14 protein-coding genes are annotated in these 17,899 nt (G+C 36.7%); 13 read left to right on the top strand and 1 reads right to left on the bottom strand.

Translation table 11 applies throughout. From position 1 onward, the window contains the following. The first annotated feature begins 116 nt into the window (after nucleotides 1-116). The 11 genes from CD147_RS06125 (at nucleotide 117) to CD147_RS06075 (ending at nucleotide 13,220) form a co-directional block, all read left to right on the top strand. Nucleotides 117-1,991, top strand: coding sequence for an assimilatory sulfite reductase (NADPH) flavoprotein subunit (locus CD147_RS06125; protein WP_103166538.1), 1,875 nt, complete (start codon nucleotides 117-119; stop codon nucleotides 1,989-1,991). 17 nt (nucleotides 1,992-2,008) lie between these two features. Beyond that, a complete protein-coding gene (gene cysI / locus CD147_RS06120; RefSeq protein ID WP_103166537.1) occupies nucleotides 2,009-3,730 on the top strand; it encodes an assimilatory sulfite reductase (NADPH) hemoprotein subunit in 1,722 nt (573 codons plus the stop codon). A 34-nt stretch (nucleotides 3,731-3,764) separates the two neighbouring features. Continuing rightward, a complete protein-coding gene (gene cobA / locus CD147_RS06115; protein WP_103166536.1) occupies nucleotides 3,765-4,532 on the top strand; it encodes a uroporphyrinogen-III C-methyltransferase in 768 nt (255 codons plus the stop codon). Nucleotides 4,533-4,568: 36 nt separating this feature from the next. Next, nucleotides 4,569-5,204, top strand: a complete 636-nt coding sequence (locus tag CD147_RS06110) for an NAD(P)-binding protein (RefSeq protein WP_103166535.1) — start codon at nucleotides 4,569-4,571, stop codon at nucleotides 5,202-5,204. Further along, nucleotides 5,201-6,076, top strand: coding sequence for a sulfite exporter TauE/SafE family protein (locus tag CD147_RS06105; RefSeq protein WP_103166534.1), 876 nt, complete (start codon nucleotides 5,201-5,203; stop codon nucleotides 6,074-6,076). Before CD147_RS06110 ends, CD147_RS06105 begins: the two co-directional genes overlap by 4 nt. 46 nt (nucleotides 6,077-6,122) lie before the next feature. Next, nucleotides 6,123-7,301, top strand: a complete 1,179-nt coding sequence (gene sat, locus CD147_RS06100) for a sulfate adenylyltransferase (protein WP_103166533.1) — start codon at nucleotides 6,123-6,125, stop codon at nucleotides 7,299-7,301. A 16-nt stretch (nucleotides 7,302-7,317) separates the two neighbouring features. Next, nucleotides 7,318-7,917: an adenylyl-sulfate kinase gene (cysC, locus tag CD147_RS06095; protein WP_103166532.1), complete on the top strand. Its 600-nt coding sequence runs from the start codon at nucleotides 7,318-7,320 to the stop codon at nucleotides 7,915-7,917. A 481-nt stretch (nucleotides 7,918-8,398) separates the two neighbouring features. Next, complete coding sequence (locus CD147_RS06090; RefSeq protein ID WP_103166531.1) at nucleotides 8,399-9,157, top strand: CHAP domain-containing protein; 759 nt, start codon at nucleotides 8,399-8,401, stop codon at nucleotides 9,155-9,157. 269 nt (nucleotides 9,158-9,426) lie between these two features. Then, nucleotides 9,427-9,690 (top strand): hypothetical protein, encoded by a 264-nt coding sequence (locus CD147_RS06085; RefSeq protein WP_103166530.1) that lies wholly within the window; start codon nucleotides 9,427-9,429, stop codon nucleotides 9,688-9,690. 249 nt (nucleotides 9,691-9,939) lie between these two features. After that, nucleotides 9,940-11,232, top strand: a complete 1,293-nt coding sequence (locus CD147_RS06080; protein ID WP_103166529.1) for an anaerobic C4-dicarboxylate transporter family protein — start codon at nucleotides 9,940-9,942, stop codon at nucleotides 11,230-11,232. Between the two features lie 365 nt (nucleotides 11,233-11,597). Beyond that, on the top strand, nucleotides 11,598-13,220 hold the full coding sequence (locus CD147_RS06075) for a BCCT family transporter (RefSeq protein WP_103166528.1): 1,623 nt from the start codon (nucleotides 11,598-11,600) through the stop codon (nucleotides 13,218-13,220). 272 nt (nucleotides 13,221-13,492) lie between these two features. On the opposite strand, the gene cudC is transcribed toward CD147_RS06075, so the two are convergent. After that, entirely contained in the window at nucleotides 13,493-14,047 is a 555-nt protein-coding gene (gene cudC, locus CD147_RS06070) for a choline uptake/conversion transcriptional regulator CudC (protein WP_103166527.1), read from the bottom strand. A gap of 260 nt (nucleotides 14,048-14,307) precedes the next feature. Between cudC and betB the strand changes: the two genes are divergently transcribed. Continuing rightward, nucleotides 14,308-15,798, top strand: a complete 1,491-nt coding sequence (betB, locus tag CD147_RS06065; RefSeq protein WP_103166526.1) for a betaine-aldehyde dehydrogenase — start codon at nucleotides 14,308-14,310, stop codon at nucleotides 15,796-15,798. 279 nt (nucleotides 15,799-16,077) lie between these two features. Beyond that, a complete protein-coding gene (gene betA, locus CD147_RS06060) occupies nucleotides 16,078-17,784 on the top strand; it encodes a choline dehydrogenase (RefSeq protein ID WP_103166525.1) in 1,707 nt (568 codons plus the stop codon). Nucleotides 17,785-17,899 lie beyond the last annotated feature (115 nt).

Raw genomic sequence — 17,899 nt, 5'->3', positions numbered from 1 at the left:
CGGTTTTTCAAAGCACAAATTATAAATGTCTTAGTCTTCTCGTATTTCTTATATAATAAAAGTAGTATATTATTTATAGAAGAAGATTATTTTTACGGAATAAGAGGTGGATACGATTGAATTTAAGTGTCACTAATAGTCCCTTTACAGAAGGGCAAGCCACACAAATTAATGAATTACTACAAACACTCACACCAGAACAAAAAGTTTGGCTAAGTGGTTATTTAGTTGCAAATCAACAATTTTCAACTAATGCACCAACTTCAACTCAATCACAAGCGCAAAATAGCACGACGGGAGAAGGTGTACTGTCAGAAAGTACTGAAGCTATGCTTCAACAGAACGAACCTACAGTGATACCTGAAAAACGTGCCATTACATTACTTTATGGTTCTGAAACAGGTAATGCGCAAGGCTTAGCTGAAATCTTTGAAGAACGTCTATCTAACATTGGGCATAAGGTAACGTTAAAAGCGATGGACGACTTTAAAGCTAAAAATCTTAAAAACGTTGAAGATTTATTTATCATAACGTCAACTCAAGGTGAGGGCGACCCACCAGATAATGCTGCTGAATTACATGAGTTCATCCATGGTAGAAAAGCACCGAAACTTGAAGGTGTCAGATTCTCAGTTCTAGCGTTAGGTGACCAAACCTATGAATTCTTCTGCCAAACTGGTCGCGACTTTGATAGAAAGCTTGGCGAACTAGGTGCCGAAAGAATTTATGAACGAGTTGATTGTGACGTCGATTACGAAGAAGACGCTGAAAAGTGGATGGCTAACGTCATTAAGGCGATTGATACAGAAACGAAAGGCACACAAAGTGAACAAGTAGTAAGCGAATCTATTAAATCTGCGAAAGAAAAGAAATTCTCTAAAGCTAATCCTTACGAAGCAGAAGTATTAGAAAATATTAACTTAAACGGTCAAGGTTCTAATAAAGAGACACGTCATATTGAATTCTTATTAGACAATTTTGGCGAAGAATATGAAGTTGGCGATTGTTTAGTGGTCTTACCACAAAACGATCCAGCTCTAGTTGATTTATTAATCAGTACACTTGGTTGGGATCCAAATGAACAAGTTCCAATCACAGACGAAGGGGACACTCTATCATTAGAGGAAGCGTTGACGTCTCATTTTGAAATCACAAAATTAACAAAACCATTACTACTCAATGCGGCATCGTTCTTCGACAATGATGAACTATCAGAAAAAACAGAAGATAGAGAATGGGTTCAAAACTATATCGAAGGTCGTGACTTCATCGACTTACTAAATGACTTCGCGACAACTGAATTACAACCAGAGAACTTATATCAATTGCTTAGAAAATTGCCACCTAGAGAGTATTCAATCTCAAGTAGTTATCAAGCGTTGCCAGATGAAGTACATATTACCGTAGGAGCAGTAAGATATAACACGCATGGCCGTGAACGCTCAGGTGTTTGCTCGGTACAATTTGCAGAGCGGATTCAACCAGGCGATACAGTGCCAATTTACTTAAAACGTAATCCTAACTTTAAATTCCCTACAGAGGGTGATACACCTGTCATTATGATTGGTCCTGGTACAGGCGTGGCTCCATTTAGAGCGTATATGCAAGAACGTGAAGAACGTGGCTTTAAAGGTAACACATGGTTATTCTTTGGAGATCAACATTTCACAACTGACTTCTTATATCAAACTGAATGGCAAGAGTGGTTGAAAGACGGTGTTCTAGGCAAAATGGATGTCGCTTTCTCACGTGATACAGATGAAAAAGTTTACGTACAACATCGCATTGCAGAGCATAGTGAAGAATTTAACCAATGGCTTCAAAATGGCGCTTCAATTTATATTTGCGGCGATGAGAAACATATGGCTAAAGATGTACATCAAGCGATTCGCAACGTCTTAGTGAAAGAACAAAACTTGTCTGAAGAAGAAGCAGAAGATTATTTAAAACAAATGAAAAAAGATAAACGTTATCAACGCGATGTGTACTAAAGAAAGGGTGGTACTTAATGGCTAAATCAAACAAGCAAATTTCAGATGAATTAGACCACAAACTTGACGCTTTAGAATATATAAAAGATGAGAGTAACTATTTACGTGGCACAATTGAAGAAGGATTGGCAGACCCGTTGACTGGTGCCATCTCAGACGATGACACGAAACTATTAAAATTCCATGGTAGTTACCAACAAGATGATAGAGACTTACGTGACGAACGTCGTAAACAAAAGCTTGAACCGGCATACAGCTTTATGATTCGTGTTCGTCTACCAGGTGGTAAAGCAACACCAGAACAATGGATTGCGATGGACGATATTTCAAACAAGTATGCCAATCATACTTTGAAATTGACCACACGCCAGACCTTCCAGTTTCACGGCATTTTAAAAAGAAATTTAAAAACATCAATGAAAAAAATCAATGACTCAGTACTTGATACGATTGCGGCATGTGGGGACGTTAACCGTAATACAATGTGTAATCCTAATCCTTACCAATCAAGTATTCATAAAGAAATTAATGACTATGCGACAGCAATAAGTAATCATTTACTACCACAAACCCATGCATATCACGAAATTTGGCTAGACGGTGAAAAGGTGCTCGATTCTTCAGAAGAAGTAGAGCCAATGTACGGCAAGAAATATTTACCACGTAAGTTCAAAATTGGTATTGCAGTTCCACCAACTAATGATATTGACGTCTACTCTCAAGATATTGGTTTAATCGGTATCATTGAAGATGATCAATTAGTCGGTTTCAACGTAACAATCGGTGGCGGTATGGGTATGACACATGGTAATACAGATACCTACCCACAAGTTGGTCGCTTAGCTGGCTTTATTCCTAAAGATAAAGTAGTAGATGTTTGTGAAAAGATATTAACGATTCAACGCGACTACGGCAATCGTGAGAATCGTAAGAATGCACGTTTCAAATACACGGTCGATCGTTTAGGCGTTGAAAAGGTAGTCGAAGAACTTAATTCACGATTAGGTTGGAATATTCAAGAGGCAAGAGACTTCGAATTCGAACATAACGGCGATCGTCTAGGTTGGATTGAAAGTGAAAAAGGCATTTGGAATTACACTTTGTTTATCCAAAATGGACGTGTCAAAGATACAGAAGATTATAAATTAAAAACGGCATTGCGAGAAATCGCAGAAACACATACGGGCGACTTCAGATTATCTCCAAATCAAAATTTAATTATCGCAAATGTAGTTCCTGAGAAGAAAGATGAAATACAAGGTCTCATCGACCAATACGGTTTAACAGACGGCAAAAATTATACTGGCCTAAGACGTAATTCTATGGCGTGTGTTGCTTTCCCAACATGTGGTCTAGCTATGGCTGAATCAGAACGCTATCTTCCTTCACTTATTTCAAAGATTGAAGATTTATTAGATGAAGCTGGTGTTAATGATGAAGATATTACGATTCGTATGACAGGATGTCCGAATGGTTGTGCGAGACCTGCACTAGCTGAAATTGCCTTTATAGGTAAAGCGCCTGGTAAATACAACATGTATTTAGGTGGAGGCTTTAAAGGTGACCGTTTAAACAAACTGTATAAAGAAAATATTGGCGAACAAGAAATTCTTGAAAGTTTACGACCAATTTTAATCGATTATGGAAAAGAACGTCTCGAAGGCGAACACTTTGGCGATTTTGTTATCCGTTCAGGTGTCGTAGCTAAAGTTCATGGTGGACAAGATTTCCATAGTTAACATTAAAAAGAAGTCAATAAAGTGGGGTGACAAGATGGGGAAAGTGTATCTCGTAGGAGCAGGACCTGGAGATCCTGATTTATTAACAATTAAAGGCATGAAAGCGATTAAAGCTGCCGACGTTATTCTATATGATCGTTTGGTCAACAAAGATATTTTAGACCTAGCTGAACCATCAACGAAATTCTTCTACTGCGGTAAAGATCCTAATAAGCATTCTTTACCACAAGAAGAAACGAATCGAATGTTGGTAAATTTGGCTAAAAAAGGCCATGTTGTCACTCGTTTAAAAGGCGGAGATCCATTCGTCTTTGGAAGAGGCGGAGAAGAAGCGGAAATCTTAGCACATCATCAAATCCTATTTGAGATAGTGCCAGGAGTAACGTCAGGCATCGCCGCCCCTGCGTATGCAGGTATTCCAGTAACGCATAGAGATTATAGCTCTTCAGTAGCATTTGTGACGGCTGTAAATAAACCAGGGATGTCAAAAGAAACATATTGGCAACATTTAGCACAAGGGCCAGAAACATTATGTATCTATATGGGCGTTAAACGTCTAGCCGAAATTTGTGAATTATTAGTGCGACATGGTAAAGGTATTGATACACCAGTAGCATTAGTTCATCTAGGAACAACAGATGCACAAAAGACGGTAGTTGGCACCTTAGGTAATATTGTTACACGCGCTTCGGAAATTAAAAACCCAGCAATGATTGTCGTGGGCGATGTTGTTCACATGCGTCAAAAAATCAGCTGGTTTAAAGAACAAGTTACAGATTCTACCTTAGTGAATAAAGCGTAAGATATTACCACATTAGAACATAAAGGGGGGAACGATATGAGTAGTATGCCACTTATGATTGATTTAAATGATAAACAGATTGTCATTGTCGGAGGCGGAAAAGTAGCTACCCGACGTGCAACTACACTAGTTGAATATTGTTCCTATGTTCATATTGTTAGTCCAACTATCACTTCGGAATTACAGAATTTGCTAGAAAATGGACATCTCACATGGAGTAAAAAGCAATTCGAACCTCAAGATATTAAACATGCATATCTAGTAGTGATTGCGACGAATCAATCTGACGTTAATGATTATGTGAAAGCATCTTTGTCTTATGGTACATTGCTTAACCATGCAGCAGATGCAAAGGCTGGAGATGTCACTTTTCCTAGTATTTTAAAACGGGGACGATTAACGATAAGTGTGTCAACCAATGGTGCTAGTCCAAAGTTAGGTTCCCAAATTATATCAACCTTAAATGACATGTATAACGACAACTATGAAACGTATATTGAATTTTTATATCAAAGTAGACAGTATATTAAAGAATTAACAATTGAGCCATCTAGAAAGCAACGCCTATTACAACAAATTGTGTCTGACGAATATTTAGATGAAGATAAACAACTTGAATTCATGCGATGGCTCCAATCACAAGCTGAGGATAAGGGGTCATGTGATATATGAGAAAATTATTTATATTTGCATTAGCTGGATTTTTAGCCCAACTTGTTGATGGTTCACTCGGAATGGGTTTCGGTGCCTCATCATCATCTATATTATTAACGTATGGTATTGCACCTGCTATTGTATCGGCAACCGTGCACTTTTCGGAAATAGCTACTACAGCAGCGTCAGGAACATCGCACTGGAAATTTGAAAATGTACATAAACCTACTATGTTAAAGCTAGCTATTCCAGGGGCAATTAGTGGTTTTATAGGCGCAGGTTTACTCACTCAAATACATGGCGAGTATATTAAACCTTATATTGCATTATTTCTACTCTCAATGGGCGTCTATATTTTATATCAATTTTTATTCAAACGTAAAAAAGAATTTCATACGCATATTGGCAAGGTAAGTGGCGTTAAACTTGTACCTCAAGGTGCGATTGCAGGATTTTTAGATGCGATTGGTGGTGGAGGATGGGGCCCAGTAAACACTCCATTGTTGCTAGCTAGCCATAAAATTCAACCGCGCTATGCGATTGGTACAGTATCGGCCAGTGAATTCTTTGTTACGTTATCAACATCGCTTAGTTTTATTATCTTTTTAGGTATTACACAAATTAATTGGTGGTTTGTCATTGCGCTAAGCATTGGGGGTATGGTGGCTGCACCTATTTCAGCCTATTTAACAAAAGTATTACCGATAAATATTTTGGCTATTTGTGTAGGTGGATTAATTATCTTCACCAATAGCAATGCCTTAATGACTTATTTTGTGAAAGACGAGGTCATTACTAATATTGTAAGATTTGCGATTATTTGTGCAATTGTGATTTTAGTGATTATTACAGTCATTCGAAACAAGAAATTGTCTTTTTCTTACAAATAAAACCGAGTAAACGAATCAAATTAATTGGAAAAGGGGTTATCAAATTATGGCAACACATGAAGAGATTATTCATAACACAATTAAACCACACGGAGGAGAACTTATTAATCGCGTCATAGAAGGGGAAGAACGTGAACGTTTAATTAAAGCAGCACAATCTTATAAGTCACTTACTTTAAATCCGTGGGCAATTTCTGATTTAGAATTAATCGGTATTGGTGGGTTTAGTCCACTAACTGGGTTTATGGGAGAAGCCGACTATATTAAAGTTGTTGAAGATACACATCTGGAAAATGGTTTAGTATGGAGTATCCCTATTACGTTACCCGTAACAGAAGCCGAAGCAAATAACTTAGATATTAATGACGATATTGCTCTTTATGGTGAAGACGGAGAGTTGTACGGAACATTAAAACTTAAAGAAAAGTATACGTATGACAAAGAAAAAGAAGCTAAAAACGTGTACGGCACTACAGATGAAGCTCATCCAGGCGTTAAGAAAGTTTATGAGAAAGGCAATGTTTATTTGGCTGGCCCTATCCAATTACTTAATCGACCTAAACATGATGAATTCACAGACTATCATTTAGATCCGGCAGAAACACGTCAATTATTTCACGATATTGGTTGGAAGACAGTTGTCGGTTTCCAAACACGTAATCCAGTCCATCGTGCACATGAATATATTCAAAAATCTGCGTTAGAAATTGTAGATGGGCTATTACTTAACCCATTAGTAGGTGAAACTAAAGCCGATGATATTCCTGCCGATGTACGTATGGAAAGTTATCAAGCGATTCTAAGTAATTATTTCCCTAAAGATAGAGCTCGTTTAGTCATTTATCCAGCTGCTATGCGCTATGCTGGCCCACGTGAAGCTATCTTGCATGCGACAGTCCGCAAAAACTATGGTTGTACTCACTTTATTGTCGGTCGTGATCACGCAGGCGTAGGCGATTACTATGGTACGTATGAAGCGCAAGAGCTTATTTCTCAATTTGAGGATGAATTAGATATTCAAATCTTAAAATTTGAACATGCGTTTTATTGTAAAAAATGTGGCAACATGGCTACAGCTAAAACTTGCCCGCATGATGCCTCTGAACATGTGCATTTAAGCGGTACAAAAGTAAGAGAAAAATTACGCAATGGTGAATCTTTACCAACTGAATTTTCAAGACCAGAAGTAGCAGAAGTCTTAATCAAAGGGTTAAAACAAAATTAAGTCGGGGGAATATAAAATGAGTCAATCTAGTCATATTACATGGCACGATTCTGAAGTAACGAAAGCAGATAGACAACAGCAAAATGGTCATAAGAGTGTTGTTATTTGGTTTACAGGATTATCTGGTTCAGGAAAATCAACTGTATCAGTAGCACTTGAAAAGGCTTTGTTTGAACAAGGTAAACATTCGTATCGTCTAGATGGTGACAATGTACGCCATGGTTTGAATAAAAATTTAGGGTTTAGTCCAGAAGATCGTAAAGAAAATATACGTCGCATTGGCGAAGTCAGCAAACTATTAGTTGATGCTGGAACGATTGCGATTACCGCGTTTATCTCGCCTTATAGACAAGACCGAGATGATGTACGTGCTATATTAGAAGAGGGCGAATTTATCGAAGTCTATACAGAATGTAGCGTGGAAGAATGTGAGAAACGTGATCCTAAAGGTCTTTATGAAAAAGCGCGTTCAGGCGAAATTAAAGAATTTACTGGTATTAGTGCACCATACGAAGCGCCTAATCATCCAGAAATTACTATTAATACAGAACAACAAAGCGTAGAAGCATCAGTTGAACATATACTTAACTATTTAAAAGAAAAGCAATATATATAGAAAAAAGGGAGTCTCATCAGAAATCTATGAAATAATATTAGATTTCTGGCGAGGCTCCCAACTTTTTACATAAAAACTTCGTTTATATAGAAGTAATTGGATGAATTTAAAACATAATTATTAGAAATGTTAGCCTCTAAAAAAGTTCTTCGTTTCCCGATTCACATGAAATAAAACATTTATTTAATTATCAGATATATTACAGTCGCTGTAATGATGAAAATTGATAAACAGATATAAACACTGTCATAGTAGTCTTTTAGTATCTGTAAAATTCTATTGCATTCATTACAAATAGAGTTAGATTATTATGATTCATTTACAAACTCATGAAATAGCCCACAAAACCTTGTTTGTTTGATACAGTATGTCTTGTCGTTATTTAGCGAGAAAAAATTAAGTCAAAGAGACTAAGAAATTATAAACTACAGATAGCCACGAGATAAAATTTTGTTCAAACTTTATAGGAGGATTTTTAATTATGAAAAAAATCGCAACAGCTACAATTGCAACAGCAGGTATCGCAACATTCGGACTAGCACATCACGATGCACAAGCAGCTGAAAACAATAATGGATACAATCCAAATGACCAATATTCATACAGCTACACTTACACAATCGATCAACAAGGTAACTACCATTATGATTGGAAAGGTAACTGGAGCCCATCTCAAGCTCAACAAGGTGGTCAACAAAATAGTGGCAATCAAGCAGTAAATAATACTCAATCAAACAACAACTACACTTACAATAATGCGCAAGCAACTACAAATAATACACAATCATATACTGCAAACAACAACAATGGCGGTGGCTTAGGCGCAAGCTACACAACATCAGATCGTAATATTAAAGTAACAACTCAAAATGCACCAACATCACAATCAACTACAAAAGCATTTGCTGGTAAATCAAGTTCAGGTGCTAACCTTTACACTGCAGGTCAATGTACGTACTACGTATATGAAAAAGCAGGTAACATCGGTAATACTTGGGGTAACGCTAATAACTGGGCAACTGCAGCAGCACAAGATGGTTATTCAGTAAGTAATTCACCAAAAGCTGGAGCAGTTATGCAAACATCTCAAGGCGCATATGGCCACGTGGCATATGTTGAGAACGTAAACAGTGATGGTTCAGTAGAAGTTTCTGAAATGAACTATAATGGCGGACCTGGCGTAGTATCAACACGTACTATTTCAGCTAGCCAAGCAAGCTCATACAACTATATTTCATAAGTTTATACAACTATTACAAGGTTGTGAGAGGCTAGAACATTTATAATATAAATGTTCTAGCCTTTTTGTGTTTATAGGAGTTGGATAAGATGAAGATGTATTCGAGGCTTATCTTCATCAATTCTATTTAATTGGCCACTTTCTCAAATGACATAATAAGATTTCTCGCGTTGTGATTGAAGACGGAGTGGAACGGGAAATACATTAATAATAAAGCTATACAACTAAAATTCCAGTTCACGATTAATACTGAAGGACGGTGAGTAAATATGGCATTTGAAGTAATAAAATGGATTATCATAGGATTAATCGTTATAGTAACTATTGCTATTATATGTGGACTAATTTGGGGCTCTTTATTAGAAGAGCGTGCCTATGACAAACGTTCTAAAAAGCAAAAACAAAAAGAAGAAGAAAGAAATTTACGTATGGCACGAGGTCATACCGATGATGAAGAAACATATGATGAGTCTGGTAAAGTTGAACTCAAAGATGATATAAATAAAGATTATCACAATAAAGAGACGCGATAGATAATTTATAATCCTTTGAAAGTAGTATGTTACATCTTACTTTCAAAGGAATTTTTTATGTTATTAACTTTATTTGATAATCGTTATCATTTATTATTATATTATATGGAAAAATTTAGATGTTCACAGATTATATGCATTTAACTTTGTGAATTTTTGTCAATTATATACTTTTAACATATTGAAGTGGTAAAATAATCTATGTTAAAAAAATCACAATAATTTTCTGAAAAGTTAGGAGCGCTTATCATGCTACTGTTTGTAGTAGAAATTATCATAATGATATTGGCCATATTATTAGGATTGCGTACAGCTGGCGCACTAGGATGTGGGATCTTCGCCATCGTGGCGCAACTTATTATGATATTTGGCTTTCAACTGCCTCCAGGTTCGGCACCTGTTACTGCAATTTTAATCATTTTATCTATTGGTATCGCTGGCGGTACTTTACAAGCTACAGGTGGAATAGACTACTTAGTCTTTCTTGCTTCTAAAATTATCGAACGTTTTCCCAAATCAATCATATTTATTGCACCAATGATTGTCTTTTTATTTGTATTTGGGGTAGGTACGGCAAATATTGCTCTTTCATTAGAGCCAATTATTGCACATACGGCCGCTAAAGCAAATATTCAACCGAAGCGCCCATTAACAGCATCTGTCTTAACGGCTAATTTAGCATTGCTTTGTAGTCCAGCAGCTTCAGCTACCGCTTATCTCATCTCTGTTATGGCTGGCTATGATATCTCGATGGGGAAATATTTAAGTATTGTCTTACCGACTGCTATTATTACGATGTTAATGCTAAGTGTATTTTGTACGTTTGTTGGACGCAAATCTAGCGTAACTCCTAGCGAAATTGCTCATACACCTGACGTTGATGTAGCGCATTCATTTTCAACTAAAACGAAACTTGGCGTGCTTTCTTTTCTCCTATGTGTAGCAGGGATTCTGACGTTTGGTGTATTCCCAAATCTCATGCCATCATTTAACGTCGATGGTTCTACGGTAAAAGTTACAATGACGGAAATTGTCCAATTCTTTATGTATCTAAGTGCTGCTATTAACTTATTGATGTTAAAAATTAATACAAGCGATATATTATCTTCAAATATTACACAGTCTGCTATAGGTGCACTGTTCGCTGTATTAGGTCCTGGGTGGTTGGGTGCAACTGTATTTAATGCACCTCAAAATTTGAAAATTATACAAGATGATATTGGTAAAACAATCCAATCTGTACCTTGGCTAGTTATTATTCTAGTGGCTATTGTGGCGATGATTGTTATTTCACAAACAGCTACAGCATCAATTATGGTGCCGATTGTGATGAGCATGGGGATACCACCTATGTATTTTATTGCTATGGTCCAAACACTCAATGTTAACTTTGTTATTCCGGCACAACCTACATTGTTATTTGCCGTGAGTTTAGATGAAACAGGTCGCACGAGACCAACAAGCTTTATTATTCCAGGATTCTTTACGATTATCGTATCAATTATAGTTGGTTTCTTGATTAAAGCAATATTAGGATATTAGATATAGAGAACTGCCAAATTAGAGAGAATATCGAAATCTATTAGATTTCGGTTTCTCTCTTTTTTATTGCTTAAAAAGTAGTTGTCTTATAAAAAATAGAAATAAATATAAATTCATATTATAAGTATAAATATACAATATAAATGCATTATAAAAATTGTTAAATACGTTAATTTTTAATTTAACACTCTTGTTATGGCAATCTTAAATACTGAAAAATTTGTCAGAAATATATATTTATTCAATAGTTTTATTGGTAGTTTTTGAATGTAATTTGCATTTTTATTTAATTTTAGATATCGTCAATATGTGAATAAAGTGTGTCAAACCATCTATTGATATAACTATAATGAGGAGGAACACAATTGAAACGTCAAAAGATTATGGATTGGCCAACGTTTATAGGGACGGTAGTCGTACTACTCGTCGCGGTAATTCCTATGATGGCTTTTCCAAAAGCTAGTGAAACAGTGATTACTGATATTAACAGTGCAATCTCTAATTCAATAGGTTCTGTATATTTATTTATGGGATTAGCAATTTTATTCTTTGTACTTTACATAGCATTTGGCAGATACGGCAATGTCACATTAGGAAGAGCAAGTGATAAGCCGGAATTTAACAATTTTAGCTGGGCATCAATGTTATTCTGCGCGGGTATCGGATCAGATATTCTTTATTGGGGTGTTATTGAGTGGGCATTCTACTACCAAGTCCCACCTAATGGCGCAAAAGGAATGACAGATGAAGCTCTTACATACGCAACACAATATGGCATGTTCCACTGGGGACCTATTGCCTGGGCAATATATGTCTTGCCAGCCTTACCAATCGGCTATTTAGTCTTCGTTAAAAAACAACCAGTCTATAAAATTAGTCAAGCATGTCGTCCGGTATTAAAAGGTCAAACTGATAAATTCTTAGGTAAATTAGTAGATATTTTATTTATCTTTGGATTGTTAGGAGGGGCAGCGACGTCACTTGCCCTGGGTGTACCAATGATTTCAGCCGGCATTGAGAGATTAACGGGTATCGACGGTAAGAACATGGTGGTACGTTCAATTATCCTCTTAACTATAACGGTAATCTTCGCAATCAGTTCTTATACTGGCCTGAAGAAGGGGATTCAAAAACTGAGTGATGTTAACGTATGGCTATCATTCATTTTATTAGCTTTCGTATTTATCGTAGGTCCAACCGTTTTTATTATGGAGACGACTATTACAGGATTCGGTAATATGTTAAGAGACTTCTTCCATATGGCAACATGGGTGGAACCTTTTGGAGGTATTAAAGGACGTAAAGAAACTAATTTCTCACAAGATTGGACGATTTTCTATTGGTCCTGGTGGTTAGTATATGCGCCATTTATTGGGTTATTTATCGCCCGTATTTCAAAAGGTCGTCGCTTGAAAGAAGTTATTTTAGGTACAATTATTTATGGTACATTAGGATGCCTATTATTCTTCGGTATCTTTGGTAACTATGCAGTTTACTTGCAAATTACAGGTGAATTTAACGTGATTAATTTCTTAAATTCACATGGTACTGAAGCTACGATTATTGAGGTCATGCATCAATTGCCATTCTCAACATTGATTGTAGTATTATTTTTAATTTCTGCGTTTTTATTCTTAGCTACTACGTTCGATTCAGGTTCTTACATTTTAGCGGCTGCCTCACAAAAGAAAGTTGTTGGAGAACCTTTAAAAGCCAATCGTTTATTTTGGGCTTTCGCATTATGTTTATTACCTTTCTCACTTATGTTAGTAGGTGGGGAACGAGCGCTTGAAGTGTTAAAAACAGCGTCTATTCTTGCCAGTGTACCGTTGATTGTAATCTTTATCTTTATGATGATTTCGTTTATTATTACGCTTAATAAAGATCGGATTAAACTAGAAACACGTGCGGATAAACTTAAAGAGATTGAACGACGCTCACTTCGTATCGTTCAAGTAAAAGAAGACCCAGAAGACGATAATTTATAACAAAAAATAGGAGTAAAGGTGATTTGATTAGTAATCATCTTTACTCCTATTTTTATATCAATATTTTGTATTGTTTGGCCCGCATTTTCCTAGGGGATGGGTCGAGCCTCGGTCTCGACGCTCATCCTATTCCCCCAGGAGTCTCACCAACAATACTACGTTGATTGTATGTAGTTTTACATTAAATTACTTAGAAAAGTAACATGGTCTAACTTGGCTAAAGCGAGACAGAAAACGTTGAACTTACATTAGAAATCTGTCGGCTCTTCTTTTTAGTCGTCATCATCTTCTGGTATAGGATAATGTTCAAATATTTGGCCACTTTCAATAGCGTTGCTTAAGTTGTCTAACCATTTACAGTATTTTTTAGTGTGATCTAACTGAGCTTGAATGTTATCAACTTCAGCCTGTGTTTCAGCGTCTAATTCCACGCCTTGAAACGTTTCTTGTAATAGTAACTCAGCCTTTTCGACTGCCTCTAAATTTCTATCTACTTCGCGTTCCCACTTTTGAGTGAAGAAATTACGGAAGAAATTAAAGAAGTTCTTCTCAGCTATGAAATGTTGTTTTCGGCTACCACGCGTAAATTGTTGTTTTACGATATCGAATTCTTGTAACTTTTTCACACTTGCACTCATACTTGGTTTGCTCATTTGTAAATGTTCACGCATTTCATCAAGCGTCATGCTACCTTCGAAGACCATCGTGCCGTATAAGTTACCTACACTTCTATTTGTGCCGTATAAATCCATTGTTTCACCAATTGAATTAATGACTAAATCTTTAGCCTCTTCAATCTTTTGGTCGTAGTTCACTGAACGTGCCATCTTGCACCTCCATCACTGCATATTTGTTACTACGAAATAAACAAATATATGCGTTCATTTTTTCAATTCTCAACCATTATAAATTGTTTTCTCGAAACTTTCAAAAGTGTGTTATCAGGATTTGTGTTTTTGGGGTTTTTATTTTCAAAAAGAGGAAAACGGGCATAAAGCACCAAGTTGCAAGACTACGGAAATTATGCTAATCTAGTTCTGTAAAATTCGTTAAATAAAAATTTAACAAACTTAACGGAGGTCGTTTGATGGAACTTGTAGAAAAATTGTCTAATCGTCAATATATTGATGGTAAATGGGTCGAAAGCTCAAATGGAAACACAAGAGAAATTATCAATCCTTATAATCAACAAGTCATCTTCACAGTAGCAGAAGGTACAGTTGAAGATACTGAACAAGCTATTTTAGCAGCGCGTCGTGCTTTTGAAGCTGGTGAATGGTCATTAGAAACAAGTGAAGCCAGAGGCAAGAAAGTAAGAGCAATTGCTGACAAAATTACAGAGCATCGTGATGAATTAGCTAAATTGGAAACATTAGATACTGGTAAAACGTTAGAAGAATCATATGCAGATATGGATGATATCGCAAATGTTTTCACATATTTTGCCGGACTTGCAGATAAAGACGGTGGCGAAATTATTAATACGCCAATTCCAAACTCAGAAAGTAAAGTCGTTAAAGAACCTGTAGGGGTAGTAACTCAAATTACTCCTTGGAATTATCCATTACTCCAAGCATCATGGAAGATTGCGCCGGCGTTAGCGACAGGTTGTTCACTTGTAATGAAACCAAGTGAAATCACACCATTAACTACTATTCGTGTGTTTGAACTAATGGAAGAAGTTGGCTTCCCTAAAGGTGTGATCAACCTTATTTTAAGTAGTGGTGAAGAAGTTGGCGATACATTATCAGGTCATGAAGAAGTTGACTTAGTATCATTCACAGGCGGTATTGAAACTGGTAAACATATTATGAAAAATGCAGCCAACCACGTAACTAATATTGCGTTAGAACTTGGCGGTAAGAACCCAAATATTATCTTTGATGATGCAGATTTCGAATTAGCAGTAGACCAAGCATTAAATGGTGGTTATTTCCATGCCGGACAGGTTTGTTCAGCAGGTTCACGTATTTTAGTGCATAACGATATTAAAGATAAATTCGAAAAGGCATTAATCGATCGTGTCGGTAAAATTAAATTAGGTAACGGTTTCGATGATGAGACGGAAATGGGACCAGTTATTTCTACTGAACACCGTGACAAAATTGAAAAATACATGGAAGTAGCTAAAGAAGATGGCGCTACAATCGCAATTGGTGGTAAGCGTCCTGACAGAGAAGACTTACAAGACGGTTTATTCTTCGAGCCAACAGTCATTACAGATTGCGATACGTCAATGCGTATTGTTCAAGAAGAAGTATTTGGACCAGTAGTAACAGTCGAAGGCTTTGACAGTGAAGAAGAAGCAATCAAATTAGCAAATGATTCAATTTACGGTTTAGCTGGTGCAGTATTTACTAAAGATATCGGTAAAGCCCAACGTGTAGCTAACAAACTTAAATTAGGTACCGTATGGATTAATGACTTCCATCCTTACTTTGCTCAAGCACCATGGGGCGGTTATAAACAATCAGGTATTGGACGTGAATTAGGTAAAGAAGGATTAGAAGAGTACTTAATTAGTAAACATATCTTAACAAATACTAATCCAGAACCAGTAAATTTCTTCAGTAAATAAAAGTTTCATGCTAATAACTATGGGAGCGATTCGGAATCTAGAATGAGTTCAGAGATTGTGCATTCGTATCCCGGTAGAATGGATTGAAAATGGACAATGTCAGGCAATGTCAAGTATTGTCGGATGTTCATTTCAATCATTTACTACCAAATATAATGCAGTCCAGAACATTTAATTGATGTCTCAGGCTGCATTTTTCAAATATCATATATGAGCGTATCGAACTTAAATACATTTTAGATAAACATAATTCCATTTTTAAGGGAGGACGAATTCAACATGAGTGAAAACAAATCATACGATTATGTCATTATCGGTGGCGGTAGTGCCGGTTCTGTATTAGGCAATCGTTTGTCAGAAGATAAAGATAAAGAAGTATTGGTATTAGAAGCAGGACGTAGTGATTATCCATGGGATTTATTTATTCAAATGCCAGCTGCATTAATGTTCCCATCAGGTAATAAATTTTATGATTGGATTTATGAAACCGAAGAAGAACCACATATGGGGCGTAAGGTAGACCATGCACGTGGTAAAGTGCTTGGTGGTTCTAGTTCAATTAACGGGATGATTTATCAACGTGGTAACCCAATGGACTATGAAGGATGGGCAGAACCAGAAGGCATGGAAACGTGGGACTTCGCTCACTGTTTACCTTATTTTAAACGTTTAGAGAAAACTTATGGTGCGGCGCCTTATGATAAATTTAGAGGTCATAGTGGTCCAATTAAATTGAAACGAGGTCCTGCGACAAATCCTTTATTTAAATCATTCTTTGATGCCGGAGTTGAAGCTGGTTATCATAAAACGAAAGACGTAAATGGTTATAGACAAGAAGGCTTTGGACCTTTTGATAGCCAAGTACATAATGGACGTCGTGTGTCAGCTTCAAGAGCTTACTTACACCCCGCAATGAGACGCAAAAACTTAACAGTTAAAACACGTGCGTTTGTCACTGAAATTCATTTTGATGGTAATAAAGCAACAGGTGTTACTTTCAAACGTAATGGCAAACTTCACACAGTAGAAGCTGGCGAAGTTATTCTATCTGGTGGAGCATTTAATACACCTCAATTATTACAATTATCAGGTATCGGTGATGCTGAATTCTTAAAATCTAAAGGTATTGAACCACGTATGCATTTACCAGGCGTAGGTGAGAACTTTGAAGATCACCTAGAAGTGTATATTCAACATAAATGTAAACAACCTGTATCGCTTCAACCTAGTCTAGATATTAAACGTATGCCATGGATTGGTTTGCAATGGATCTTTGCGCGTAAAGGTGCAGCAGCATCTAACCACTTTGAAGGTGGCGGTTTCGTAAGATCTAATGATCAAGTAGACTATCCAAACTTAATGTTCCACTTCTTACCAATTGCGGTAAGATATGACGGTCAAAAAGCGCCAGTTGCTCATGGTTACCAAGTGCACGTTGGCCCGATGTATTCTAATTCACGTGGTAGCTTAAAAATTAAATCTAAAGACCCATTTGAAAAACCAAGCATTGTCTTCAATTATTTATCAACAAAAGAAGATGAACAGGAATGGGTGGAAGCGATTCGCGTAGCTAGAAATATCTTGTCGCAACATGCTATGGATCCATTTAACGGCGGAGAAATTTCACCAGGACCATCAGTACAAACAGATGAAGAAATTTTAGACTGGGTACGAAAAGATGGCGAAACTGCGCTACACCCTTCATGTAGTGCGAAAATGGGACCTGCCTCTGATCCAATGGCAGTAGTAGACCCATTAACAATGAAAGTTTACGGTATGGAAAACTTACGTGTAGTAGATGCATCTGCTATGCCGAGAACCACAAACGGTAATATCCATGCGCCTGTCCTTATGTTAGCTGAAAAAGCGGCGGATATTATTCGTGGTAAAGAACCATTAGAACCTCAATACGTAGATTACTATAAACACGGCGTGAGCGATGAAAAAGCAGGCGCTATGGAATTCGACCCATATTATAAACATTAATATCGTATAGCTATAACCAGGCTAGGACATTTATATTATAAGTGTTCTAGTCTTTTTTACATTCGGAACAGTAATCAACTTAAATGCTTTCACGTTAAAATTCCTTTTACTATTT

Origin of the sequence: Staphylococcus devriesei (assembly GCF_002902625.1) — a bacterium.
Classification (GTDB): Bacteria; Bacillota; Bacilli; order Staphylococcales; family Staphylococcaceae; genus Staphylococcus; species Staphylococcus devriesei.
Note: the sequence above shows the minus strand (reverse complement) of the source record. Positions and strands in the feature narration are given on the sequence as shown.

Excerpts from the sequence above, each read along its gene's own strand:
- CD147_RS06110 (WP_103166535.1), top strand. The coding sequence starts at position 4,569 with ATGAGTAGTATGCCACTTATGATTGATTTAAATGATAAACAGATTGTC.
- CD147_RS06085 (WP_103166530.1), top strand. The coding sequence starts at position 9,427 with ATGGCATTTGAAGTAATAAAATGGATTATCATAGGATTAATCGTTATA.
- CD147_RS06080 (WP_103166529.1), top strand. The coding sequence starts at position 9,940 with ATGCTACTGTTTGTAGTAGAAATTATCATAATGATATTGGCCATATTA.
- CD147_RS06105 (WP_103166534.1), top strand. The coding sequence starts at position 5,201 with ATGAGAAAATTATTTATATTTGCATTAGCTGGATTTTTAGCCCAACTT.
- cysI (WP_103166537.1), top strand. The coding sequence starts at position 2,009 with ATGGCTAAATCAAACAAGCAAATTTCAGATGAATTAGACCACAAACTT.
- cudC (WP_103166527.1), bottom strand. The coding sequence starts at position 14,047 with ATGGCACGTTCAGTGAACTACGACCAAAAGATTGAAGAGGCTAAAGAT.
- cobA (WP_103166536.1), top strand. The coding sequence starts at position 3,765 with ATGGGGAAAGTGTATCTCGTAGGAGCAGGACCTGGAGATCCTGATTTA.
- CD147_RS06090 (WP_103166531.1), top strand. The coding sequence starts at position 8,399 with ATGAAAAAAATCGCAACAGCTACAATTGCAACAGCAGGTATCGCAACA.
- betB (WP_103166526.1), top strand. The coding sequence starts at position 14,308 with ATGGAACTTGTAGAAAAATTGTCTAATCGTCAATATATTGATGGTAAA.
- betA (WP_103166525.1), top strand. The coding sequence starts at position 16,078 with ATGAGTGAAAACAAATCATACGATTATGTCATTATCGGTGGCGGTAGT.
- sat (WP_103166533.1), top strand. The coding sequence starts at position 6,123 with ATGGCAACACATGAAGAGATTATTCATAACACAATTAAACCACACGGA.
- cysC (WP_103166532.1), top strand. The coding sequence starts at position 7,318 with ATGAGTCAATCTAGTCATATTACATGGCACGATTCTGAAGTAACGAAA.